This is a genomic window from Methylobacter sp., assembly GCF_036845245.1.
Lineage (GTDB): Bacteria > Pseudomonadota > Gammaproteobacteria > Methylococcales > Methylomonadaceae > Methylobacter_A.
Window position 1 is genome coordinate 1 of sequence record NZ_DAIUEH010000036.1, and the last position, 25540, is coordinate 25540.

Sequence of the window (25540 nt, forward strand, 5' to 3'; positions counted from 1 at the left end):
GCGACCGTTTTGGTGATAAAGTCGGTATTGCTGCCACCGTTAGCGGCGCTGTCGGCTGAGAACGCGGCCGTCGCAATCGACGTTGTCGGCGCCGTGGTGTCAAGGACGTAAGCCTGGCTGAACACCGTACCGTCATTACCGGCGGTATCGGTGACTTTGACTTTGAGCGTGTTGCTGGCGGTCAAGGTTTGAGCGGCCAGAGTCCAGGTGTTTTGGCCGACGGTGGTGGTGGCGACGGTCCAGGTGCTGCCGTTGTCGAGCGAAACGTAAACCGTTTCATCGCCGCCAAGGTTCGCCGACAAGCTGCCGCTCAGGGTTTGCGCCGCCGTTTTGGTGATAAAGTCGGTATTGCCGCCGCCGTTAGCGGCGCTGTCGGTGGAGAAAGCAGCCGTCGCAATCGACGTCGTCGGCGCCGTGGTGTCAAGGACGTAAGCCTGGCTGAACACCGTACCGTCATTACCGGCGGTATCGGTGACTTTGACTTTGAGCGTGTTGCTGGCGGTCAAGGTTTGAGCGGCCAGAGTCCAGGTGTTTTGGCCGACGGTGGTGGTGGCCACGGTCCAGGTGCTGCCGTTGTCGAGCGAGACGTAGACCGCTTCATCGGCGCCAAGGTTCGCCGATAAGCTGCCGCTCAGGGTTTGTGCGGCCGTTTTAGTGATAAAGTCGGTATTGCTGCCACCGTTAGCGGCGCTGTCGGCTGAGAAAGCGGCTGCATTGATGGTCGTGCTAGGCGCACTGGTATCAATTGCATAATTGCCCGAGGTGGCGTTACCCGTGCCGGCATTGCCGGCCAGGTCGGCGACGCCGGTGTAATCGAGCGTCAACACGTTTGACGCGGCAGTCGCACTGGCGTTCGGTGTCAGGGTGGCGGTCCAGGTGATGCCGCCATCGCCGGTGGACAGGTTTGACAATACGCCGTTCGGTGTTGTCACATCGGCAATGGTAAAGCCGGTCACCGCTTCGGTGAAAGTGAAAGTCACGGTCGCGGTGTCGCCGATTTTCAGCGCGGTATCGGAGATCGTGATCGAAGATGCCAAGCTGGGCCGCACGGTGTCGACCGCATAATTGCCCGAGGTGGCGTTACCGGTACCGGCATTGCCGGCCAAATCCTGAACCCCCGAGTAATCGAGCGTCAACACGTTTGACGCGGCGGTCGCACTGGCGTTCGGCGTCAGGGTCGAGGTCCAGGTGATGCCGCCATCGCCGGTAGTGAGATTGCTGAGCACGCCGTTCGGTACGGTCACGTCGGCGATCGTAAAGCCGGTCACCGCTTCGGTGAAGGTGAAGGTCACGGTCGCGGTATCGCCGATCTTTAATGCCGTGTCCGAAATCGTGATACTGCTGGCCAAGCTGGGGCGCACGGTGTCGACCGCATAATTGCCGCTGGTGGCATTACCGGTGCCGGCATTGCCGGACAGATCCTGAACCCCAGTGTAATCGAGCGTCAACACGTTGGACGCAGCGGTCGCACTGGCGCTCGGCGTCAGGGTCGAGGTCCAGGTGATACCGCCATCGCCCGTGCTCAGGTTCGACAAGACGCCGTTCGGTACGGTCACATCGGCGATGGTAAAGCCGGTCACCGCTTCGGTGAAAATGAAAGTCACGGTCGCGGTGTCACCGATTTTCAGCGCGGTATCGGAGATCGTAATCGAAGATGCCAAGCTGGGTCGCAAGGTATCGACGGCGTAATTGCCGCTGGTGGCGGTACTCGTTCCGGCATTGCCTGCCAAATCCTGCACGCCGGTGTAATCGATCGTCAATACGTTGGTCGCGGCGGTCGCACTGGCGTTCGGCGTCAGGGTCGAGGTCCAGGTGATGCCGCCATCGCCGGTGCTCAGGTTAGACAAGACGCCGTTCGGTACGGTCACATCGGCAATGGTAAAGCCGGTCACCGCTTCGGCGAAGGTGAAAGTCACGGTCGCGGTATCGCCGATTTTCAGCGCGGTATCGGAGATCGTGATACTACTGGCCAAACTGGGCCGCACGGTATCGATCGCGTAATTGCCCGAAGTCGAGCTATTGGTGCCGGCATTGCCGGCCAGATCGGTAATGCCGGTGTTATCCAGGGTCAGGATATTGGTGGCATCTTCGACACTGGCACTCGGCGTCAGGGTCGAGGTCCAGGTAATGCCGCCATCGCCGGTAGTGAGATTGCTGAGCACGCCGCTCGGTACGGTCACATCGGCGATGGTAAAGCCGGTCACCGCTTCGGTGAAGGTGAAGGTCACGGTCGCGGTGTCGCCGATTTTCAGCGCGGTATCGGAGATCGTGATGCTGCTGGCCAGGCTGGGCCGCACGGTATCGACCGCATAATTACCGCTGGTGGCATTACCGGTGCCGGCATTGCCGGCCAGGTCGGCGACGCCGGTGTAATCGAGCGTCAATACGTTGGTCGCGGCGGTCGCACTGGCGTTCGGCGTCAGGGTCGAGGTCCAGGTGATGCCGCCATCGCCGGTAGTGAGATTGCTGAGCACGCCGTTCGGTACGCTCACATCGGCGATGGTAAAGCCGGTCACCGCTTCGGTGAAGGTAAAGGTGACGGTCGCGGTGTCGCCGATCTTTAATGCCGTGTCCGAAATCGTGATGGAACTGGCCAAGGTTGGCCGCACGGTGTCGATCGCATAATTGCCGCTGGTGGCGGTACTCGTTCCGGCATTGCCGGCCAGGTCTGCAATGCTGGTGTAATCCAGTGTCAATACATTGCTGGCCGCAGTGGTGCTGGCATTCGGCGTCAGGGTCGAGGTCCAGGTGATGCCGCCATCGCCGGTGGTCAGGTTCGACAAGACGCCGTTCGGTATGGTCACATCGGCGATGGTAAAGCCGGTCACCGCTTCGGTGAAGGTAAAGGTGACGGTCGCGGTGTCGCCGATCTTTAATGCCGTGTCGGAAATCGTGATGCTGGATGTCAGACTTGGGCGCACGGTATCGACCGCATAATTGCCGGAAGTGGCGTTACCGGTGCCGGCGTTGCCGGCCAGATCCTGCACGCCGGTGTAATCCAGTGTCAGCACATTACTGGCCGCTGTCGCGCTGGCATTCGGCGTCAGGGTGGCGGTCCAGGTGATGCCGCCATCGCCGGTGCTCAGATTCGACAAGCCCCCATTTGGTACCGTGACATCGGCAGTTGTAAAGCCGGTCACCGCTTCGGTGAAGGTAAAGGTGACAGTGGCAGTATCGCCGATTTTCAGCGCTGTATCGGAAATCGTGATCGACGAAGCCAGACTTGGCCGCACGGTATCGACCGCATAATTGCCGGAAGTGGCGTTACCGGTGCCCGCGTTGCCGGCTAGATCCTGCACGCCGGTGTAATCCAGTGTCAGCACATTACTGGCCGCTGTCGCGCTGGCATTCGGCGTCAGGGTGGCGGTCCAGGTGATGCCGCCATCGCCGGTGCTCAGATTCGACAAGCCCCCATTTGGTACCGTGACATCGGCAGTTGTAAAGCCGGTCACCGCTTCGGTGAAGGTAAAGGTGACAGTGGCAGTATCGCCGATTTTCAGCGCTGTATCGGAAATCGTGATCGACGAAGCCAGACTTGGCCGCACGGTATCAACCGTATAATTGATGGAGGTGGCGGTACCGATACCTGCATTGCCGGCCGCGTCAAGCACGTCGCTCCTGTCCAGTGTCAGGATATTGGTCGCGTCGCTGGTGCTGGCACTCGGGGTCAGCGTCGCGGTCCAGATAATGCCGCCGTCGCTGGAACTCAGGTTGCTCAGTGTGCCGTTCGGTACAGTCACGTCGGCGGTGGTGAAACCGCTCACTGCTTCGGTGAAGGTGAAGGTCACGGTGGCGGTATCGCCAATCTTCAGATTCGTATTGGAAAACGTGATGCCTGACGCCAGATTGGGGAGCAGCGTATCGACCTCATAATTGCCCGAATCGACGGTACCGCTGCCGGCATTGCCGGCGTAGTCCTTGACGCCGGTCAAATCCAGCGTCAGGATATTCGTGGTGTCTTCAACGTTGCCGGTTGGGTTCAGCGTCGCGGTCCAGGTAATCCCGCCGTCACTGGATGACAGATTGCTCAGGTAGCCGCTTCCACCCTTCACATCGTTTGTGCCAAAGCCGGTCACCGCTTCGGTGAAGGTGAAAGTCACGGTGGCGGTATCGCCGATCTTCAGTGCGGTGTCCGAGATCGTGATGCTGGAAGCCAGGCTTGGACGCTCCGTATCGACCGTATAATTGTCCGATTCGGTGCTGCCAAAGCCGGTGTTGCCAGCAGTATCGGTGACACCGGTCAGATCCAGCGTCAGGATGTTGGTGTCGCTGGTGGTAGTGGCCGTCGGTGTCAGTGTCGCAGTCCATGTAATGCCGCCGTCGCTGGACGACAGGTTGGACAGCGTGCCGTTTTCGACGGTCACATCGGCGGTGGTGAAGCCGCTGATCGCTTCGTTGAACGTAAAGGTAACGGTCGCGGTGTCGCCGATTTTGAGCGCGGTATCGGAAATCGAGATGTCCGTGGCAAGGCTTGGACGCAAGGTATCGACCGCATAATTGCCGGAGGTGGCAGTACTGGTGCCGGCATTGCCCGCCAGATCCTGCACACCAGTGTAATCCAGTGTCAAGACATTGCTGGCGGCAGTGGTGCTGGCATTCGGTGTCAAGGTCGCGGTCCAAGTGATGCCGCCATCGCTGGTGGTCAGATTTGACAACACGCCATTCGGTACGGTGACATCGGCAATCGTAAAGCCTGTCACTGCTTCGGTGAAGGTAAAGGTCACGAGCGCGGTATCGCCGATTTTAAAGGCAGTATCGGAAATCGTGATGGACGACGCCAGGCTTGGCCGCACGGTATCGACGGCATAATTGCCCGAGGTTTTGGTGCCCGTGCCGACATTGCCAGCCAGATCGACCAGACCGGTCATATCCAGTGTCAGGACATTGGTGCTGTCGGTGATGCTGGCAGTTGGCGTTAAGGTGGCAGTCCAGATGATGCCACCATCGCCGCTGGAAAGATTCGACAGGCTGCCGTTTGGCACCGTGATATCGGCGGTGGTGAAATTGCTGACCGCTTCGGTAAAGGTGATGGTGACAGTGGCGGTATCGCCGATTTTCAACGCGGTATCGGAGATGGTGATGCTGGATGCCAGATCCGGCCGCACGCTATCGATCGCGTAATTCGGCGAGCTATCGGTGCCGGTGCCGGCGTTGCCGGCATTGTCGGTGATGCCGGTGTAGTCGACGGTGATGACATTGGTGCTGTCGGTGACGCTGGCGTTCGGCGTCAACGTCGCGGTCCAGGTGGTGCCGCCATCGCCGCTGGACAGGTTCGACAAGACGCCGTTTTCCACGGTCAGATCGGCCACCGTAAAACCATTGACGACTTCATTGAAGCTGAAGGTGACGGTGGCGGTTTCGCCGACGGCCAGATTGGTATCGGAAACGCTCATGCTGGATACCAACGCCGGGCGCTTGGTATCGATCGCGTAATTGCCCGAGTCTTGAGTGCCGGTCCCGGCATTGCCGTTCAGGTCGGTCACGCCGGTCATGTCCAAGGTCAGCACATTGGTGGCGTCTTCGATATTCGAGCTGGGCGTGTAAGTCGCGGTCCAGGTGATGCCGCCGTCGCCGGTAGTCAGGTTCGTCAGGATGCCGTTGGGCACCGTCACATCGGCGGCGGTAAAGCCGGTGACGGCTTCGTCGAAGACAAAGGTCGTGGTGGCGGTGTCGCCGATCTTCAGCGCGGTATCGGAGATCGTGATCGAGGAGGCCAGCGTAGGCGCTACCGTATCAATCGCATAGTTCGGTGAATTGCTGGTGCCAACACCCGCATTACCAGCCAGATCGGTGTAGCCGGTGTTATCCAGCGTGATCATATTGGTGGTGTCGGTGATATTGGTCGAGGGCGTTAATGTCCCGGTCCAGGTGGTACCGCCATCAGAACTGCTTAAGCCGGTGACTTTGCCATTTTCCACTTTCAGGTCAGCGGTGGTAAAGCCACTCACTTTTTCAGTAAAGATGAATTTGACGGTTGCGGTATCACCAATCTTCAATGCCGTATCAGAGATGGTGATCGCCTTGGATAACGCTGGCGCAGTGTTGTCAATCGTGATAGCGGCAGCACTGGAAGCTGAGCTGACATTACCTGCCACATCGGTGGCTTTCAGCGTGATGTTATGTGCACCAGCCGTGAGCGAGGAGGTGGTGACAGACCATTTTCCTTGTGCATCGGCGGTGGTGGTGCCGATGATAATTTTGCCGCCGGTATCAAACAGATTCACGATCGCCAGCGCATCCGTGGTGCCCGAGAAATCGAGCGTATTGGCGGTGGTGATGCCGTCTGAACTGGAGACACCGGTATCACTGCCAGATGCCAGCGTCGGCGCGGCGGGTTGGGTTGGCGAGGTGGTATCAATCATCACTTTCAGGCCACTCGAGGCAATGCTGACATTGCCTGCTGTATCAGTGGCTTTGGCGGTGAGCGTATGCGAGCCTTCACCGAGTTTAGAGCTGGTGATAGACCAATTACCTGAGCCATCGGCGGCAGCTGTGCCGAGCACCGTGCTGCCGTCAGTATCGTACAAAGTCACACTGGCATTCGCTTCCGAGGTGCCGTTGAAAACCGGTGTGGTGGTTTTGGTGATGTCATCGCTGTTGCTGGTGCCGCTGTCACTGCCTGAGGCCAGATCGGGCGTGCCTGGCGCACTTGGTGCGGTGGTGTCGATGCTTATTTCCAGATCGGTGGAAGCACTGCTGACATTGCCAGCCGTGTCGGTCACTTTTGCTGTCAGGGTGTGGCTACCCTCAGACAGTGTGCTGCTGGTGATGCTCCACTTGCCACTGCCATCGGCGGTGGTGGTACCCAGCACGGTTGTGCCATCGGTGTCATACAGCGTCACTGTAGCGTTAGCTTCCGCGGTGCCGGTAATGGCGGGTGTCGTGACAGTGGTGATGCCATCGCTATTTGAACTGCCGCTATCGCTGGCACTGTCCAGCGCCGTAGTGGGCGCACTCGCTGCGGTGGTATCAAGTACGTAAGCCTGGGAGGCGACGGTGCCGGCATTGCCTGCTGTATCAACCACTCGTACTTTCAGCGTATTGCTGCCGGTTAAGGTCTGACCTGAAAGGCTCCAGGTTTTCTGCCCAGAAGCAGCGGTGGCATCAGCCCAAGTCGAGCCATTGTCGAGTGAGATTTGCACCGTTTCATCGACCGCCAGATTGGTATCAACCGTGCCGGAAATGGTTTGCGCGGCTGTTTTAGTGATGAAATCGGTACTGGAGCTGCCGGTATCGTTTGAAAACTTCACTGTATCGACCAGCACGGTCGGTGCCGTCGTGTCTATTGTTACCGTCAGGCCACTTGAGACGATGCTTTCATTGCCGGCTAGGTCAACCGCCTTCACTTTCACCGTATGCGCACCTTCAGTCAGGGTTGACGCGGTGATACTCCAATTGCCACTGCCATCGGCGGTGGTGGTGCCGAGCACGGTCGAACCGTCGGTGTCATAAAGGTTGACGACAGCATTGGCTTCGGTCGTGCCATTGAACGTTGGCGTAGTGGTACTGGTGATATCGTCGGTGTTGGAGGCTCCGGTATCGCTGCCGCTGGCCAAATCCGGTGCGCCTGGGGTAGTCGGCGAGGTTTGGTCCACCACAATCGTGAGGCTGTCCGAGGCGGTGCTATCCTGGTTGCCGGCCGCATCATATTGTTTGATGGTGAGGACGTGGGTGCCTTCAGATAAACCACTTAAGGAATTGCTCCATTTGCCACTGCCATCGACTGCGAAGGTGGCGATAGGCGTCGGGTCTGCACCGTCATACACTTCAACATAGCCATCCGCTTCGACGCCGCTGCCGCTGATAGAAGGGCTATCGTTATTGGTGATGCCATCGCTGTTCGAGCTACCCGTATCGCTGGCGCTAGCCATTACTGGTGTGCCGGGTGTGCCGACGGGCGCAGTGAGGTCAACTTTCACATCAAGCTTGGTCGAAGCGCTGCTGTAATTGCCCGCCACATCGCTGACTTTAGCGGTAAGGGAATGCGTGCCTTCGCTCAACTTGCTGCTGGTTACAGTCCATTTGCCTTGGCCATTGACAGTGCTAGTCGCCAGCACGGTCGAGCCATCGGTGTCATACAACGTAACGGTATCACCAGCCGTACCCAAGCCGTTAATTGTCGGCGTGGTTTTATTCGTGATATTGTCGTTATTGTAATAACCACTATCGGAAGCTGCTACCAAATCCAAACTCGTCGGCGCACTTGGTGCGGTGGTGTCTATCGTGAATAACTGACTTGCCTCGCCGCTCACATTGCCAGCCACATCGGTAACCGTGGTTTTGGCGGTATAGTCGCCATCTGCGAGCGTGGTGGCGGTGAGGCTCCAGTTGCCGCTGCCATCGGCGGTGGTGGTGCCGACCAAGGTCGCGCCGATATACATCGTGATGCTGGCGTTCGCTTCAGCGGTGCCAATGAAGGTCGGCGTGTTGTCATTCGTGATGTCGTCGGTGTCGGAGACGCCACTATCAGAGGCTGCATCAAGGTCAGGCGGACAGTCATTTGGCGCGGTAGTGTCAATAATCACCGCTGAGAGTTCAGCCAGCGAATTGCCGCTGGCAAGACCGGGCAACGTCAAGGTGGCATCGACCGCGCTGTCACTGGTTGCCTTCATGGTGCCACCGTTCACCGCCAGCGCGCTGGTATCGAAGTATTGCAAATCACTGCTGGTGTCATCTGCCTGCACGGTGTACGAAAAAGTCAGGATCTTGCTGCCGGAGCCGGAGGTGTAGGTGGCGTAGTGATCGGTGTCGCCAGTTTCCAGCAGAATCCGTGGTGTGCCACCACCAGTGTTGACGGTGACGTTCTGGTCGAAATACATCGCCATCGTGACCGTGTCGCCTTCTTTGTAATAGCCATTGCCGGAAGTTTGCACCACCTTGGTGATGCTAGGCCCCGGTGTCGTCACTGTGATGCCATTCGTGGCATCTGAGATATCGTCATCGGCGATATCGGTATTCCAATCGTCAGCTGCTGCCAAGTTATAGGTGACATTGTCGGACGCCTTGGTGCCGTTCTTATCCATAATCGCCGCCAAACCGGCAATATCGGTACTATTCAACGTAATCGAGAAACTGGTAGCGTCAGTGATATCGACATCGTTGGAGGTCAGCGTATAGGTGCTATTACCCTTTCCCGTGAACGTCAGATAGCTGGCGATAATGTCATTGATGGAGCCAACAGTGGCAACCAGATTTGTGCCTGTCACCGTGAGCACACCTGTCACGGTGTTGTAGCTGGAGGAGGTAATCGACGGTGTCTGGATATTGCTGGCGGTAACGCCGTTGGTGGTATCTGCGCTGGCCAGCGCGGTATCCCAACCGCTGGACGCCGAGATATTGTAAGCGGTGGAATCGACCGCTTGGGTACCGACTTTGTTCATCAAACCATTGATAAAGCGTTCGTCGACCGCATTCAGCGCGACAGTGAACTTGGTTGCACTATCGACCTCGACATTGCTCGATGTCAATGTATAAGTATTGCCCCCCTCACCCTTCAAGGTCAGGTTGCCGACCGTAATATCGTTGGCGGCGCCGACCTTGCCGACAAAGTTGGTGCCGGTGACGACCAGGCTGCCGGTATTAGCGTTATAGGTGGCCTTGCTGATCACCGGGCCGGTGACATTGGTGACGGTGATGGCATTGCTGGTATCGGCGCCAGCCAGCGTCGAATCCCAGCCGGACGCTGCCGACAGATTGAAGGTGGTCGAATCGATCGCCTTGCTGCCGACTTTATTCAGCAGCCCGTTGACCGCAATCTTGTCGGTACTGGAAAGCGTAATCGCAAAACCGGTGGCACTGGTGACTTCGACATTGCTGCTGGTCAAGGTATAAGTATCGCCGCCCTGGCCTGTGATGGTCAGATCGGAGGCGGTAATATCATTGGTGCTGCCCAGCGTGCCGACAAAACGAGTCCCGGTGACCGTCAAAATACCGGTGGACGCATCATAAGCGGAGCCGCTGATGGCCGGCGACGTGACATTGGTGACGGTGAGAGTATTGCCGGTTAAATCGGCGCCGGCCAGCGTCGAATCCCAGCCGGTGGCGGCAGCGATGTTGTAGGTGGTCGAATCGAGCGACGAGCCGCCGTTTTGATTCAATAAACCATTGATCGCCACTTGATCGGCGGCATTTAAGGTCACCGAGAAACTGGTCGGGCTGGTGGCTTCGACATTGCTGGAGGTCAGCGTAAAGGTGCCGCCGCCCTGGCCTTTCAGCGTCAGGTTGCCGACCGTAATATCGTTGGTCGAACCGCTGGTGGCGACCAGCCCGGAGCCGGTCACGGTCAGCACGCCGGTGGAGGCGTCATAATCGGCGGACGAGACGATCGGCGAGGATACGCTGGAGACGGTAATCAGGTTGGTGCCGTCCGCGGGGGCGGAAGACGCGGTGGAATCCCAGCCGCTGGCCGCCGCCAGGTTAAAAGTGGTGCCGCTGCTGTTGGAAACGGTCCCTGTTTTATTGAGCAAGCCTTCGACCGCGAGCTGATCTGCCGCATTCAGCGTAATCGAAAACGCGGTCGCGCTACTGGCGGTGACACTGCTGGAAGTCAAGGTGTAGGTATTGCCGTTCTCGCCTTTGACCGTTAGTTTGCTCGGCACAATCGTGTCGCCGGTGGTCATATCGGCCGCAGTGACAGACAGCACATTGGTACTGGCGTTATAGGTGGCGCTGCTGATAGATGGATCAACTGCAGCAGACTGGATATTGCTCATCGCAATGTCATCTATCCTGAAATAACGGAGTGTGCTGCTGTACTCGGTGGTAGTGGCGGTGATTTTCAGGGTGGTAATGCCGGTAAAGCTGGTCAAGTTGACCACGCCAGCCACGACGCCCATCTTGCCAGTATATTCACCTATAGTAACATTTTGCGATTTGATGGTTGTCGTGCCATCTGCCGCCAGCCCGGTAAACACCAAGTCTTGTGCCTTGCTACCATTATTAATTTCTAGGCTCGTTGGTGTAAATATTTGGCCATTGAGAAAACTCAAGGTGATTTGTGTTTCATCTTTCAGTGTGCCATAAGGATCAATTCGCACATAACTATAGCCATACGTAGTGTTTCTTTCGTAATCAACCCCTCTTTTCAATCCATTGATGACCAGCTTGTAGTTGGCATCACCTTGGACTTTATAGGTAACATCGGAAGATGCGTTCTTATAACCACCTTTATCGGTGACATTGGCCGCCGTTTCAAATGAGACGGTGGTACTGCTAATGCTGAGCACATCCTGATACAACTGTGCCAACACGGGCGTAACAATGGTTGGCTCATCAATATTGCCCTGCATTACTTCCAAATTCCAGTCGCCTCCCAGGGTGCTGGAACCCGTCAAATTGTTGGATGCGGCGATATCTGCACCTGTTGCTACGGCCAGATCATCAATCAACTGCCTGCCAGCTTCTCCCGCACCGATATTGCAACCGTAAAGCAATATGTCCGCATCTTTGCTTAGGCTTTGTCCAATCGATTGCAACTCGTTTAGGTGGGCAGAGAGATCGGATCCGTCCAGCAAAAGCGAACCCAAGTTCACCGAAGCTTCGCTTCCGTGAGAAATCAGGTGCAATGCGTCAATACCGCTTCGCCCAGCCAATATGGCGGCAATTTGCTGTAAACCGTCTTGGTTAGCGTCAAGCACATAAACCTCTTTGCCCGCGCCAATGCCATCGCGCAGCATATCTATGCCAGCCACATTGCTTTCGATAAAAACAATTTCCGTCCGCGGCGCATTTCCAGTTGCGGAGGTTTGCATGCTTTGACCGAGCAAAGGGTCCGACGCGATGATTAATTCCGAAGGATCGCGCACAGTCAGATCGGCCGGAACCAGCGGGCCTGGGTTGCCAGAGAGCAGTTCTAAATCAAAGATGTTGTTGCTGTCTGTGGTGCTCATGCTTGGTTTTCCTTCATATTGGACTTGGGGGCAATGACATTGGCTGTGCTTCCGCTAGGGTCAGTCCAAAACGTCATTTTCGAATACTTCTCAAATAAATCGGGCGGGATGATCGTGCGCCGCTCGTTGAATTCAACTTTAGGCTTGACTCGGTGCAGCCCCGGCATACCAAGCTCTAAATCAAAATCCGGTGCGTCATACTCCACTTGCTCAAAATCGTGTGTAAAGTGGGGTTGACCGATAAAGTCATAAACCAGTTCCATGACCTTTTGTGGCGCCTGGGTCAACAATTCGTAGTCAATGACCAAAAGATGTTTTGCATGTTCGCCATAAAATGCCTCGCGTAACGCAGCCCAAGCAAAGCCCACCAACTGGTCATGCTGCGCCAAGCCCTCCAGTCGCTGATACACCGTACTGCGCGTCATACCGCCAAACAATTTGGTGTTCTCGTAGGGGTTGCTGCGAAATTTGCACTCGATACTGTCCATCACCCAGGCCACATTGCGGGCACATGCGATCACCTTGGTATCGGGAAAGAGATCCAACAATATTGGCAATTTTGCACACCACATACGATTGGTATCAAATATGACTGGTTTGGGGGTTTCAGCATAGAAAGATTCGAATAGTCCTATCAACAATCTGCGACGTTGGAGATTATCGACTACGGGAGCAAATTCAGTTCCAGCGCTTACTTGCGCCAATACCGCACTGACTAAGCTTCCTAATGGACTGGTCATGCCTGCATGAAAACGCGGATTTTGCAGCAAAATTGCGGACAGTAAGGTTGATCCTGACCGAGGTAATCCTGAAATGAAAAAGAATTTTTGGTTAATCAATCGAGCTACCTAAGTAATGTTTGTATGTTCAATTCGGAGTTCATTAATCACTTAATTTCTTGCCAAACAAGCAAAATTATATAGCGGGCATAAATAAAAAATATTCTTCCGCTATTGCTATTAACGTGAAAACTCTGGGTATAAAACAAAATATTAATTAATTTACAAATAAATCAATAGCATAATGAATATTTAAATTCAGCATAATTATAGTGTAATTACTTCATAGTCTAGGCAAGTATTTCTTCAGCGTTTTAGCGGGCACTATTCACAATCGCTTAAACTAAAATTTGTCGGTTAATTATATACAGGATATGTGAATTTGCGAGACGATTTTAAGAATGGTAGTAAGTCATATCAACGTCACACTGACCCTAGAAGCTGTCTAAAAACCTAACAAAGTTCGCGTAAAGAAATTGTACCTCAGGGAATACTTCGACCATATCGGTTAGGCGCTTTAACAGGTATTTTTATTTGGTAGTTCTATGTTTTCTGAGATAGGCATCTCATGGATTTATTTAATAAGCCATAATCTTTATAATTCAAAACTATATAGTATCTTTATTACAATTTTTGAAAGGTATCTGGAAACTTCTGTTAATTTAAGCTAATGTCTGGCGTTAATTGAGATGAGTCAATCAAATTTTTTCTCTTCACAATTTGGATAAATACTATTTTTAAAATATTTCACTTTACACGTTATTTTGCTTAATTATGTAAGCAATATCACAGAGAAAAATAATATACCCCCAAGGATTACTCTACATGAATGATTGGACCGCAGGCTACATTGCAGATATTAATTATACTTTCGGCTACTACCAAGAATTAAATCCGTTATGGAATAAATTGGCGTTTTTATATGGGGGGTATATGCCGCCCGAGATTAATACTGCCTGTGAATTGGGTTTTGGACAAGGTATGAGTATTAATTTTCATGCCGCCGCTTCAGCATGTTCCTGGTATGGAACCGACTTCAATCCATCGCATGCCTGTTATGCGCAAAACCTGGCCGCCGTTTCCGGGGCGGATGTTAAATTGTACGATGAATCTTTTTTAGACTTCTGTTCACGTCAGGATCTACCCGACTTTGACTACATCGGCCTGCATGGCATTTGGAGTTGGGTCAGCGGGGAAAATCGAGCCATTATTGTCGATTTTATTCGCCGGAAACTGCGCGTGGGCGGGGTGGTTTATATTAGTTACAATACGCTTCCCGGTTGGTCGACATTTGCTCCTGTACGCCATTTGATGACAGAACATGCCAATACCATCGGTGTGGAAGGGCATGGCATCGTCAGCCGCGTCGATGGTGCGCTTGATTTCATGGAAAAGTTATTACTTACCAATCCGGACTATACCAAATTAAATCCTTTGATTGCCGATCGCCTTAAAAGTATTAAGCAACAAAATCGTCACTATTTAGCCCATGAATATTTTAATCACGACTGGCAGCCCATGCATTTTGCAACCCTGGCTGAATGTTTAGAGCCGGCGAAACTCACCTATGTTTGCTCAGGCAACTACCTTGAGCAGGTGAACATCTTGAACTTAAACCCTGAGCAATTGTCTTTTTTGAATGACATTGCCGATCCGATATTCCGTGAAAGTGTGCGTGATTTTATTGTCAATCAGCAATTTAGACGCGACTTCTGGGTCAAGGGTGGACTTAAACTTTCAAATCTGGAGCGAACGGATGCGCTTAAAGCATTGCGAGTAGTCTTAGTTACTCACAAGAAATCCATCCGCTATAAAATCAGGGGCCGTTTAGGTGATTCTGTGATGAATGAGGCGATTTACGATCCTATTATTGATTTGCTCGCAGATCATACGCCCAAAACGCTTGGTGAACTTGAGACTGAATTAAGCAAAGCCAACATGTCTTTTGGACAATTGCTGGAAGCGATTATGATTCTAATCAGTGCCGGGTATTTGGCTGTAGCGCAGGAAGCAAGTGTTATCAATCAGGCAAAACAGCACACCGATAAGTTGAATTCCCATCTTATTAATAAATCGCGGGGAAGCAATGACATTACTTATCTGGCAAGTCCCGTTACCGGCGGCGGTTTTTCGGTCGGGCTCAATCAGCAGTTGTTTCTGTTATCGACACAGCAAGGCGGAAGTTCCGCCGTCGAGTTGGCTCAATCTGTTTGGCAGATTCTTGCATCCCAAGGCCGCAGGCTTATTCATCAAGGCAATGTTCTCGAATCGGCTGAAGAAAACATCGCTGAGCTTACTTCACAAGCTGCCGAGTTTTTGGAATATCAGTTGCCGATTCTTAAAGCCTTATATATTGTTTAGTAATACAATGTGAAATATATTTAGAGGAGATAATGCAAGCGAATCAAAATCTCAGCGTGTACTTTTTGAGGGAGATTTAAGTAAGAAACTGGATTCACTTTCACTAAAGTTCCTTTCAACGCTTAGGCGACATAAATATTTTGCTTTGTTTTTAAGGCAGACGTTCCCGCTCAAAATTAAAGTATTTTTAAGTAAATATCCCCCGGCAAAGCCGGGGGCTTTATGTTGTGAACCGCTTAAAGCGGTAAACGAGGTCGCTAACGCGGCCCCAATATTAATAGCCACCTAAGGTGGCGTTCAGTTCCAAAGACTCAATTGTTCAATCCTCTAGTCTTCTTGTTCTTGGTGGCGGATGTATTCTCGGATCATGGTCTCATCCCGACCAACCGTCGAAACAAAAAATGTAAAACTTTTGCTGTCTCCCTGGCAGAGCCGGGGGATTTCTCATTATTTGTTAAGGCTTCCTTGATGCGGCGCGTAACATAGTTTTTTCGACTCTTTTTGAACAGGGTCTTTATGACCTCAATCAGCTCGGCATCGTCTGTTTCAATGGCTGTCTGAGGGCGCTCCAGCCAAGCATAGTAAGCGCTACGAGAAAGGCTATGAACCGGCCATCGACTTAACCAAAAATTCGCTCTCATGTTGCTTAATCCAGGCGTACTTCACCGTTGCTCCTTGGCAAAGTACGCCGCTGCTTTTTTTAACAGGTCACGTTCCTCTATTAACCGGGCGTTTTCCTTCTTCAGACGTTTCAATTCTTCATATAAATATTCGTCGGTTCGCACGGTTTTGTTGTGCTCCTGTGCTTCTTGGGCTGGCTATATTTATTGATCCAAGTATGTAGCGTGTTGGGATTAACACCTAAATTCCTGGCTGTCTGGGTGATCCGCTGATCTGAATTTATGGCTAACTTCACTGAAGATTCTCTAAATTCGGCGTTATATATTTTTACTTTTTGTTTTTCTTGATCCATTTTCGACACTCTTTCTAATTTCAGATTATTTTAGATTGTGTGTTCGGTTTAGTGTAGCCAATTCAAAGTGCGATTACTCTAGCCCTGGCGACGGAAATTTTATATCCATTGCATAACATCGATTGATATCAGAGGCACACGCAAAATAACATTTCAATAATTCTGAAAAGCTCGAACCGGGGGTTTTCAACCAAAATTTTTGGTTGATTTAAACAATCTCATCATCGATTTCCTTCCTCTTCCTTCCATTCAAAGCGAATACTATCGTTCTTTTTACGTCACTACACGGCCGTCGATATCGCTTCAATGTCGTTGATATTAAAAATGTTCTTTCTTCTTAAACTAAAAGGTACAGGAATTTTGACATTAAGGCCGCCATACCTTGGCACGGCTTATGCTGTATCTAAAATATCAATTTGTAATCTATGCCTTAGATATGAATCCGCAGTACGTTAACATTTTAGTAACAATGCCGAGGTTAAAAGATAACAACATGGCTTATCGTGAACATACCCAAACGATTTTGAAAGACTCCAATAAAACAGTCCAAAATTTTGAGTTTGATCTGAATGCGTCGATAGAACATATCGCCCACTGGCTACCGGCCCAAGGACCGATCAAGGATTTTATTCACCACAATACCTTGCACGCCGTCCAGCATCATCCTTTTCATGAAGGCGTGGCTGTCGCTGCAAAGATTTTCGGGGCTCGCAGTTATCTGCCTTTGGAAGATTATCAGCAAATGCATCAACAAGGCCGAATTAAAAACGCTGCAATTGATTGGGCTATCGAACATTCCGGATATCCGCAGCAACAGCACGAAAAACTTAGAAAAACCTTGTTCGAGCGAGACGATACCGGCCATTATCCGCCGGTTTCGCTAGCCAATCATGGCATTCGCAACGCGTGGCTGACCCGACTTGAAGTCGACCTGAATGCGCTGGTGCATCCGGTACTGTTTCGGTTGTTGGGCAATTTTCTTGATCAAGGCATCAGCCGTTGGAGCTTACCCAAAAACGGTGAACACTTCTGGGATTGTGTATTGCGCTTAGCGCAAAACAGTTTGTTGCCGCTCTATCCTTTAAATGAGCCGGAAGTCAGCGAATTGCTATCTGAAAATCCGGATCATGTCATCAAAGCATGCCTGAAAAAAATAGTCGGCGATGAGCAGCTTTACGAACAATATCTGCTGGAAATGCTGTTGGCCCATCCCGGCTGGGCCGGTATGGTTCATGTCATTGAACATAGCCCGAAATCGCTGCTCGCCCGTCGGGAAATTTCGCTCAAAGAAATGATTGCGGTGGAACTAGCCATCGAACTGGCCTTTCTGCATAAGAAAAGAGGGTTGCACTTTGCCGGTATAACCGCATTTCCCCATTCGGACGACACCCCACTGCTCAAGGCCGGAGCACTCAAACCGAAAATTCCGTTGCATTTGAAAGTCTGGCACGAAGCCATGGAATGGTCGTTACATAGTGAGTTGCTATTGGCGCTGAAACCGAAAACTACGCTGACTGCCGTACCCAATCCGGCCATGAAGCCCTTGCCTGAAGCCCAGGCGCTATTCTGTATCGATGACCGCGAATGTTCGCTAAGACGTCATCTGGAAGAAAGTAATCCAGCCATAGAAACGCTCGGTGCAGCCGGATTTTTCGGCATCGACTTTCTTTATCAAGGCTTGGACGATGCTTACCCGGTTGCCCAATGCCCTAATATTATCGTTCCCAAGCATTTGATCAAAGAAGCGAGCAGCAAACCGAACGATAAAGCCAAGTCCGGCAACCGGGCTCATATGCATTTTACGGCGCATTCCATGTTCCGAGGGTGGCTTTATACCCAAACCCTGGGTATTGGCTATGCGGTACGGATGGCCTGGAATGTATTCCGTCCGGGCTCGAAATTGCCGAATATCCGAACCTTGAGCGAAGTTGAATCACACACGCATCTGCATTTGCTCCGGGAATCCGAAGAACCGACCGAAGACGGTTATTTGTTGGGGTTCTCGTTCACGGAAATGGCGGATCGTGTGGGCGGGTTACTGCGCAACATCGGCTTGACTCAACATTTTGCACCGCTGGTGGTTATCGTTGCGCACGGTTCCAGCAGCGTCAATAATCCGCATTTTGCCGCATACGATTGCGGCGCCTGTTCAGGCAAGCCGGGCGCACCGAATGCCCGTGCTTTTGCCTGGATGGCTAACCATAAATCGGTACGCGCCATTCTGCATGAACGCGGCATTGAAATTCCGGACGATACGCGGTTCATAGCGGCGCTACATAATACCAGCCGCGATGAAATCACCTATTTCGACAACCATTTACTGGAGCAACACCCCGCTCCCGGCTTACCTGCTTTTCAGCAGGCGATGAAAAAGGCTTTGCAGGAAAATGCCGGGGAACGCTGCCGCTGGTTCGAGCTGGGCCCGCAATCGCAATCCAGTGAAGAAGCGCATCAACATGTTATCGAACGTGCCTCATCAATATTCGAACCACGCCCGGAATACAATCATTCCAATAATCTATACGCTATCGTCGGTCGAAGAGCCTTAACCCGTGATTTGTTTATGGACCGGCGCGCTTTTTTACACTCCTACGACCCTAAAACGGATGCGCAAGGCGACATCATGGCCAGAATTCTGTCCGCAATTATTCCGGTCTGCGGCGGCATCAATCTGGAATATCTGTTCTCTCGTATCGATAATTCGGTTTATGGCGCAGGTACCAAGCTGCCTCACAACGTAATCGGCTTGCTCGGCGTCGCCAACGGCGTCGAAGGCGATTTACGCACCGGTTTACCGTCGCAAATGATCGAGGTTCATCAACCCGCACGGTTGCTGATCGTGGTTGAACAAACTCCCGCTATCCTGGATAAAACACTGGCCAAACTGGGTGCCCTTAAAGAGTGGCTCGATAACGAATGGGTCAGATTCGTCGCTTGCCACCCTGAGAATCGTGAACTTTTTTTGTATTCCGTTAACGGTTGGGAAAAAGTCAAGTTTGCGGACGACTCAAAAACTCCTCAGGCGACTCTCTCGGAACAAATCATTGTGGGGCAAACGGAAACAATACCGGTACATCAATTTATGAGGAGACAAGCATGAACGGATTAATCTTAACCAGCTTGGCTCTGCCTTTACTGGGCTTTTTATTGATTTTCCTGTCCGACAGGAACGAGAAAAAAATCGCGACCATCAGTTTCTGGTGCAGCCACGCGATGGGGCTCAGTATTATCGCTTTGCTGATCCTATGGGCCATTGCAGGTTTCCCGAATCATGAATACGAGTGGTTCACGCTGTATGAAACCGATGAGTACCGTTTCCCGATCTTGTTTTATCTGGATAGGGTAGGGGCTGTTTACCTGTTTTGCGTCTGGGCTATTTTCTCGATTATCGTCAAATATTGCCGCGTCTATTTACACAGGGAAGCCGGTTACAAGCGCTTCTTTCTGACCATTTTCGGCTTCGTGTTCGGACTGAATCTGGTCATCTTGGCCGGCTCTATCGACATGCTGTTTGCCGGTTGGGAAATGGTCGGCATCGCTTCGTTTTTGTTAATCGCCTTCTACCGGCACCGCGTACAACCGGTGCGTAACGCGTTAAGAGCGTATACCATTTACCGGTTTTGCGACATCGGCTTATTACTGGGCGCCTGGATGAGCCATTTGTTGTTTCACGAAAGCCAGCATTTCAGTCAATTGGCCGATTTATTCAATAATCCGGCCATGCCTCCTGCGGGCTACGCTTCATTGTGGCTGGTATCTACCTTAATTCTGATTGCGGCCTCCGGTAAATCGGCGCAGTTCCCTTTCTGCTTCTGGCTACCCAGAGCCATGGAAGGGCCGACGCCATCCAGCGCTATTTTTTACGGGGCATTATCGGTGCATCTGGGCGTATTTCTGTTGCTGAGGACGACACCGATTTGGTCTTACCATTATTTAACCCGCGTTAGCGTTTTTGTCATCGGTTTACTGACGGTTATCGTGGCCGGCATTTCCGAAAAAACGCAGTCGAATATTAAAGGGCAAATCGCTTATGCCTCGATTACCCAGGTGGGCTTCATGTTCATGGAGCTGGCCCTGGGTCTTGAAACACTGGTACTGATACATTTCCTCGGTAACGCTTTTTTACGTTGTTACCAATTATTGGTTTCGCCCTCAATCGTAGCGCATCTGTTACGAGTCGAAGGTTCAACCGACACCGATTTTTATATCAGAAACCATGCACGATTTCAGTTTCTGCCGGCCTCGCTACGCAGTACGCTGCCGGAGGTACTACAAAACACACTTTATGTATTTTCGCTGCAAGAAGGTAATTTGGAACTGTTGGTGCGCGCCGTACTTTGGTCGCCATTAAAACGCATAGGTGCAACTATCAACGCACTGAACCTCTGGGTGAAACTTCTTTATGGCGTAGGCGGCCTTACATTGTTTGGGTTGATCATCGTAATGATCGGCGTCAGTACTAAATATCTATCGATCCCGATATCGGTATTTATGGTGCTGGCATCGTTAAGCGCTTTTAGTCAAAAGCACAGTCCTTTCGGTGTCTGGAATGCAATCAGCTTAAGTTCAATTTTGGCGGGAGTGGCCGTTTGGCTTTTAAATCCGGAATCTTGGTTCGATGTAATAATATTTGCCAGCGGTATTATTCCGGCCTGGATCTTAGGGATAGTGGTCTTAGCCAGACTGCTCAAAAATGACAACTTTGCCGCTACCCCTTTCGCCTATCGGGCGATGGCGGAAACAGAACCGAAACTTTCCTTACTATTATTTTTGAGTTTCTTAGGTCTCGTCGGATTCCCGATCTCTCCGGCCTTCCTCGGTGAAGACTTATTGCTTTCCCATGCCAGTAATCACGCGCCCTGGTTTGCACTGCCGATCACTATCGCTTTCGTGATTAACGGTATCGCTGCTGCGCGCGTGTTCCAAAGACTCTGCATGGGCAGGCCGACTGAACTTAATGACGTGGAAGAGGGTATTAGCACCGAAGAAGCACAACCTCTTACCAAGACACTGCCTTCTCATGCGGTTTAGAAGGTGTTTAACCCCCACAATCCCTGGCTTAACTAAAAAGCAGGCGCTGAACGTGGTAAATATTGAGGAGTAACTAACATGGAACTTTTTAAATACTGTAGTCATGAACATTGGTTGGCAATGAAAAATTCCGGTTCCGCTCGAATTGGTTTGTTATTTGACTACAGAGAGACTGATAAATATGGTGAACTGACATCATACGATCCGGAATGGATGAATGAACCGGCTAAATCAATATCAAATGTGAATGCCCAAAATATCGGAAACTATCCTGAATTAGAGCGATTAGTTCATGTTGAAGGCGATGGAGAAAGCGGTCAGATCAAGGTCAATGAATATACGGCATCATTACCGAATTTTTTAATATTCTCAACCTACAGAACCTATTGCAAGGAAACGCATAGGCTTTTGAAAAATCATGAAGGTTATGATAGCTGCTATAAGATAACATCCGCTCGCTTATTTTTTCGTGCAATTAGCGAGGCTCTGGGTCCTCAATATGAATTCCTGGGCTACGGTGAAGTGTTCTACACCGACAAAATCGACAGCGCCTCCACGCTGACAGGAATCCATCCTGCATTAATAAAACGCCCGGAAGAGTACGAAGACCGATCAGAGATTCGCGCAGTTTGGCAACCTAAGAACGTAGAAACTGTAGCGCCAAGAATACTAGGCCAGTCGCGTGCGCGACTCTATTGCTACGAACATCGACACCATTATCTTGCTTCAAAAAACAGATTAAACTGAAGTCAGACGGGTGGCCGATCAATTCCGGTCGTAGAAAGTCCAGTGTTTCATACAGCGGATCGAATCTGCCTGCTCACTCTGTGCTTCGATGCGTTTTTCCTTTTGACAACGCTTCGAAGCCGGAAATTACGTCGAACAGTTCCTCGTCTATGCCGCTCTGGCGCAAACGATGGAAAGCGCCGTGGAAATTCTCCAGCAATTCATCGATATTTTTGTCGGCGCGTTCCATCGCCGCCAAGCGGCTCGCATTCTCGCTCGCCAGGGATTCGGCGCACGCACGGAACAGCGAGATGAAAAGATATTCGCTAATGAGCGCGCGCAAAGCTGATGTGCCATCCCCGATAATCTCGGGCAAGTTTCCTGTCGGCCAAGGGTGTTCGGCCAGTTTGCGTAACCAGTCTTCATCCAGCGGCAGCAGGCGTTGACTAACGGGTTCATAAACAGCCCCGGATGTGGGACGGTTGTAAAAAAGATGAAGTTCGGTAGCTTCCCCTTGGCCGGTCATCAGCATAGCCGAATGGCGGTGGAGCATCTCGCTCTCCACAAGAATCTGCCCGACCAGAGGAATGATAGCTTTGACGGAATTCGGGACCGTAAATAGGCCTATTAACGGCAGATCCGTGTCCGCCAATCGCGCATGCACACGCTCACCGACGGCCCAAACTTGGACTTTTCCAGGCAGGGCTGCGAGGTTCTTAATCGCATAATCGGCCACCACTTCATTAAACTGGCCGACCAGTCCCTGGTCGGAACCGAACACGATGGCGCCGATCACATTGTGAGCGGATCTTTCCTTCTGCTTTGGGCTCATGATCCTTGGCTCAATTTTGCGAAGGCACACACTTAACCCAAGTTCTACGGTACGGTAATAGTCAGCCAACGCGAGCACTGATCGTTCGTATTGGCCGATACTCGAAGCGGCCAGGGCCTTCATGGTGCGGACAACGGACTGGAGATCCCCGGCGCTGCTGATTTTTCTGCTCAAGCTCGCTGTCGTATCGTTCATGATTTCTGCTCATTGGGTTTAGGCTCAAGCTTGGACTCATCCGGCTTAATGTCGGGCTTCGGTTTGGCTTTAAGTGCCGTAACTTCTTTAGTCTCTTGATCTTGCTCTGCTTTGGGTTGAAACTCTTCGAGCGCTTGGCGGGCGATTTCGATGATCGTATCACGATCCTCATTGCTCAATTTTTCAGCGGTATTCATTCGCGCGCAAACTTCAACAGGAATATTCACAGCGGCTTTGTCCACAGCGAGCTCGGCCTCCGTCATCCGGTCAATTGGAACAGCGTCGAAAAGCTCCGCAGTCAAGGCCAGCAATATGGCGATTTGTGCCGGCACCGACACCGGTGCGAATTCCGGCTGCTTGAGGCAGGCGCGGATTCGACGCCCATGATCGATGGATTTACGGGTGTTTTCATCCAGGCGAGCGCCGAACCGGGCAAAGGTTTCAAGTTCCTCGAACTGGGCATAGGCGAGTTTGAGATTACCCGCCACCGCACGGTAGGCTGCCCGCTGCGCCTTGCCGCCGACGCGCGAAACGGACTTGCCGACATCGACAGCGGGCAGCACGCCCAATTCAAACAGCGAAGGCGAAAGATAGATCTGCCCGTCCGTGATGGAAATCAGGTTGGTCGGTATATAAGCGGAAATATTCTGCGCTTCGGTTTCGATGATAGGCAAGGCGGTCAGCGAACCGCCCCCAAGCTCATCGCTAAGATGCGTCGCTCGTTCCAGTAACCGCGAATGAATATAAAAAATGTCGCCGGGGAAGGCTTCGCGTCCGGGCGGCCGGCGGAGCAGCAAGGAAAGCTCTCGGTAGGCATAGGCGTGTTGGGTGAGGTCATCGTAAACGATCAGTACGTCGCGTCCCGCTTCCATAAAATGCTCCGCGATGCTGGTCGCGGCGTAAGGAGCGATGAAGGCGAGACCTGGCGGGTCGTTGCCCTCTGTCACAACCACGACGGTGTAATCCAACGCACCTTTCTCGCGCAAGATAGCCACAGTCTTCGCTACAGAGGAAGCGCGCTGGCCAATGGCGCAATAAACACATAGCACATTTTGGTCGCGTTGGTTGAGAATCGTATCGAGTGCAATGGCGGTTTTGCCGGTCTGCCGGTCGCCCAGAATTAATTCGCGCTGACCGCGCCCGATGGGGATCAACGCATCAATAACTTTGAGGCCTGTCTGCAGCGGCACAGTTACCGGCGCGCGGTTCATGATAGATGCAGCGGGACGTTCGATGGGCAAGCGCTTACTGGAGGCCACCGATCCGTTGCCGTCAAGCGGCCGGCCTAGAGGATCAATGACGCGTCCCAGCAAGCCATCGCCCACGGCCACATCCATGACCCGGCCAGTGCGCTCGACTTCATCACCTGTATGCAGATGCCAGTATTCGCCGAGCAGCACGACGCCGATTTCGTCCTCGTCTACGTTGAATGCGATGCCGAACACGCCGCCTGGAAACTTTATCAACTCCTCAAAGCCTACGCCGGGAAGACCGGAGACTTTGGCTATGCCGGTGGACACCGTCGTGATCGTGCCCACTTCCCGTTGCGTCAGTTGCGGCGTGAAAGCTTCCCGCACCTGTGTTATTCCGGCGAAAGCGTTGTCGAAAACGTTCTGGAGACTCTCAGGTTCCCTATTCATTGGCTCTTCGTTTCGAGCTTAGGCTCGGTTTGGACGTCAGGCTTAGGCTCGACCTTAGCTATAGGCTTGTCGTTTTCATTCAGAAGTTCATCGACGCCTTTTTCCAGCGACACTAGATAATCCGCGATGCTCCACGCCACCTTTTGCCCATTGCCGGTAGTAAACTCAATGCCGCTGATCAGGTCTGGCGCAGTCTCGAATCGTATGTGGATTTCGGCCGAGAAGGTTTCATTCAGCGCATTTTGTATTACCACGCGTTGCTCCGCAGGCAAGTCAAACGCACTACGGACCAGCGAGGGCTCAGTCGCTGTTTTAAGCGCTTCGGCAAGGCTTTGTTTGGCTTGGCCGTCCAGCTCGCGCAAGCGGCGAGTGAACACTTCGCCCAGGTGTTCTTCCAAATCCGTCGTAGCGAGATCCGTCAGCGCTTTTCTGGCGATCGCAAACACTTCCTGCTGGGCCCGTCGGGTGATGGCTTGATTTAGATTATGCGCATCGTTGCGCAGTGTTTCCTGTCGTTTGGCAGTCAAGGCGTCGGCTGCCTGCCGGGCTTGGTCGAGCAGACGCTGACGTTCAGCCTGCGCCTCGTCTGTCGCTTTACTCAACAGTGCCGCGCGCTGCCGGTCGAATTCCTCATTTTTGTGCTGGAACTCGTCGCGTTCTTGTTGGGCTTCGGCTTTTTTCGTATCGGCGTCACTCAGTTCAGCGGCGATTCGCTTTTCCCGTTCATCGATGGCATGAAGGATGGGTTGGTAAAGAAAACGTTTCATCAACCACACCAGAATCAGGAAATTGAGCGCCTGGGCACCGACGGTGAACCAATCAATCAGCATGGGTTAATGTCCCGTAGTTTGCGCGATGACGTGATTCCAGAACGGATTGGCGAAAATAAGAATCATCGAGACCACGAAACAGTAGATGGCCGTGGACTCGATCATCGCCAGACCGACAAACAGGGTCCGGGTAATGGTAGCGGAGGCGTCGGGCTGCTGGGCCAGCGAAGTCAGCGCAGTCGCGACCGCTTTTCCTTCGGCCAGCGCAGGCCCCATACAGCCGAAACTGGTGGTGATGCCGGCGATGACAATCGATGCCACCGCGATAATAGTCATGCTATCCAT

10 protein-coding genes and 2 pseudogenes are annotated in these 25540 nt (G+C 52.4%); 4 read left to right on the forward strand and 8 right to left on the reverse strand.

Translation table 11 applies throughout. The features are described from left to right. Both V7051_RS15785 and V7051_RS15790 read right to left on the reverse strand, forming a co-directional pair. A partial coding sequence (locus tag V7051_RS15785) for an Ig-like domain-containing protein (RefSeq protein WP_334181157.1) occupies window positions 1-11888 on the reverse strand: 11888 nt, incomplete at its 3' end. Beyond that, window positions 11885-12727, reverse strand: coding sequence for a sulfotransferase family protein (locus tag V7051_RS15790; RefSeq protein WP_333876559.1), 843 nt, complete (start codon window positions 12725-12727; stop codon window positions 11885-11887). The genes V7051_RS15785 and V7051_RS15790, both read right to left, overlap by 4 nt. 765 nt (window positions 12728-13492) lie before the next feature. Between V7051_RS15790 and V7051_RS15795 the strand changes: the two genes are divergently transcribed. Next, entirely contained in the window at window positions 13493-15028 is a 1536-nt protein-coding gene (locus V7051_RS15795) for a class I SAM-dependent methyltransferase (protein ID WP_333876557.1), read from the forward strand. Window positions 15029-15355: 327 nt separating this feature from the next. Here V7051_RS15795 and V7051_RS15800 read toward each other — a convergent pair. Both V7051_RS15800 and V7051_RS24700 read right to left on the reverse strand, forming a co-directional pair. Further along, window positions 15356-15430, reverse strand: a pseudogene (locus tag V7051_RS15800) (IS200/IS605 family transposase); the annotation flags it as partial. 38 nt (window positions 15431-15468) lie between these two features. Then, window positions 15469-16001 (reverse strand): annotated as a pseudogene (locus tag V7051_RS24700) (transposase); the annotation flags it as partial. A 493-nt stretch (window positions 16002-16494) separates the two neighbouring features. Between V7051_RS24700 and V7051_RS15815 the strand changes: the two are divergent. The 3 genes from V7051_RS15815 to V7051_RS15825 all read left to right on the forward strand — a co-directional run bounded on the left by V7051_RS15815 (window position 16495) and on the right by V7051_RS15825 (window position 21779). Beyond that, entirely contained in the window at window positions 16495-19101 is a 2607-nt protein-coding gene (locus V7051_RS15815) for a YbcC family protein (RefSeq protein WP_333876554.1), read from the forward strand. Next, on the forward strand, window positions 19098-21032 hold the full coding sequence (locus V7051_RS15820) for a proton-conducting transporter transmembrane domain-containing protein (RefSeq protein ID WP_333876552.1): 1935 nt from the start codon (window positions 19098-19100) through the stop codon (window positions 21030-21032). The genes V7051_RS15815 and V7051_RS15820 overlap by 4 nt, the downstream gene beginning before the upstream one ends. 78 nt (window positions 21033-21110) lie before the next feature. Next, complete coding sequence (locus tag V7051_RS15825) at window positions 21111-21779, forward strand: hypothetical protein (protein ID WP_333876550.1); 669 nt, start codon at window positions 21111-21113, stop codon at window positions 21777-21779. 73 nt (window positions 21780-21852) lie between these two features. On the opposite strand, the gene V7051_RS15830 is transcribed toward V7051_RS15825, so the two are convergent. Genes V7051_RS15830 through V7051_RS15845 form a run of 4 tightly spaced genes read right to left on the reverse strand, consistent with a single transcriptional unit; the run spans window position 21853 to window position 25540 of the window. Then, window positions 21853-22785 (reverse strand): F0F1 ATP synthase subunit gamma, encoded by a 933-nt coding sequence (locus V7051_RS15830; RefSeq protein ID WP_333876548.1) that lies wholly within the window; start codon window positions 22783-22785, stop codon window positions 21853-21855. Further along, the gene (locus V7051_RS15835; protein WP_333876547.1) at window positions 22782-24425 is read right to left on the reverse strand and encodes an alternate F1F0 ATPase, F1 subunit alpha; all 1644 of its coding nucleotides are present in this window, start codon (window positions 24423-24425) and stop codon (window positions 22782-22784) included. The genes V7051_RS15830 and V7051_RS15835 overlap by 4 nt, the downstream gene beginning before the upstream one ends. After that, on the reverse strand, window positions 24422-25255 hold the full coding sequence (locus tag V7051_RS15840) for a F0F1 ATP synthase subunit B family protein (RefSeq protein WP_333876545.1): 834 nt from the start codon (window positions 25253-25255) through the stop codon (window positions 24422-24424). The genes V7051_RS15835 and V7051_RS15840 overlap by 4 nt, the downstream gene beginning before the upstream one ends. 3 nt (window positions 25256-25258) lie before the next feature. Then, window positions 25259-25540 carry a F0F1 ATP synthase subunit C gene (locus tag V7051_RS15845; protein ID WP_333876544.1) on the reverse strand — a complete coding sequence of 94 codons (282 nt, stop codon included), beginning with the start codon at window positions 25538-25540 and terminating at the stop codon, window positions 25259-25261.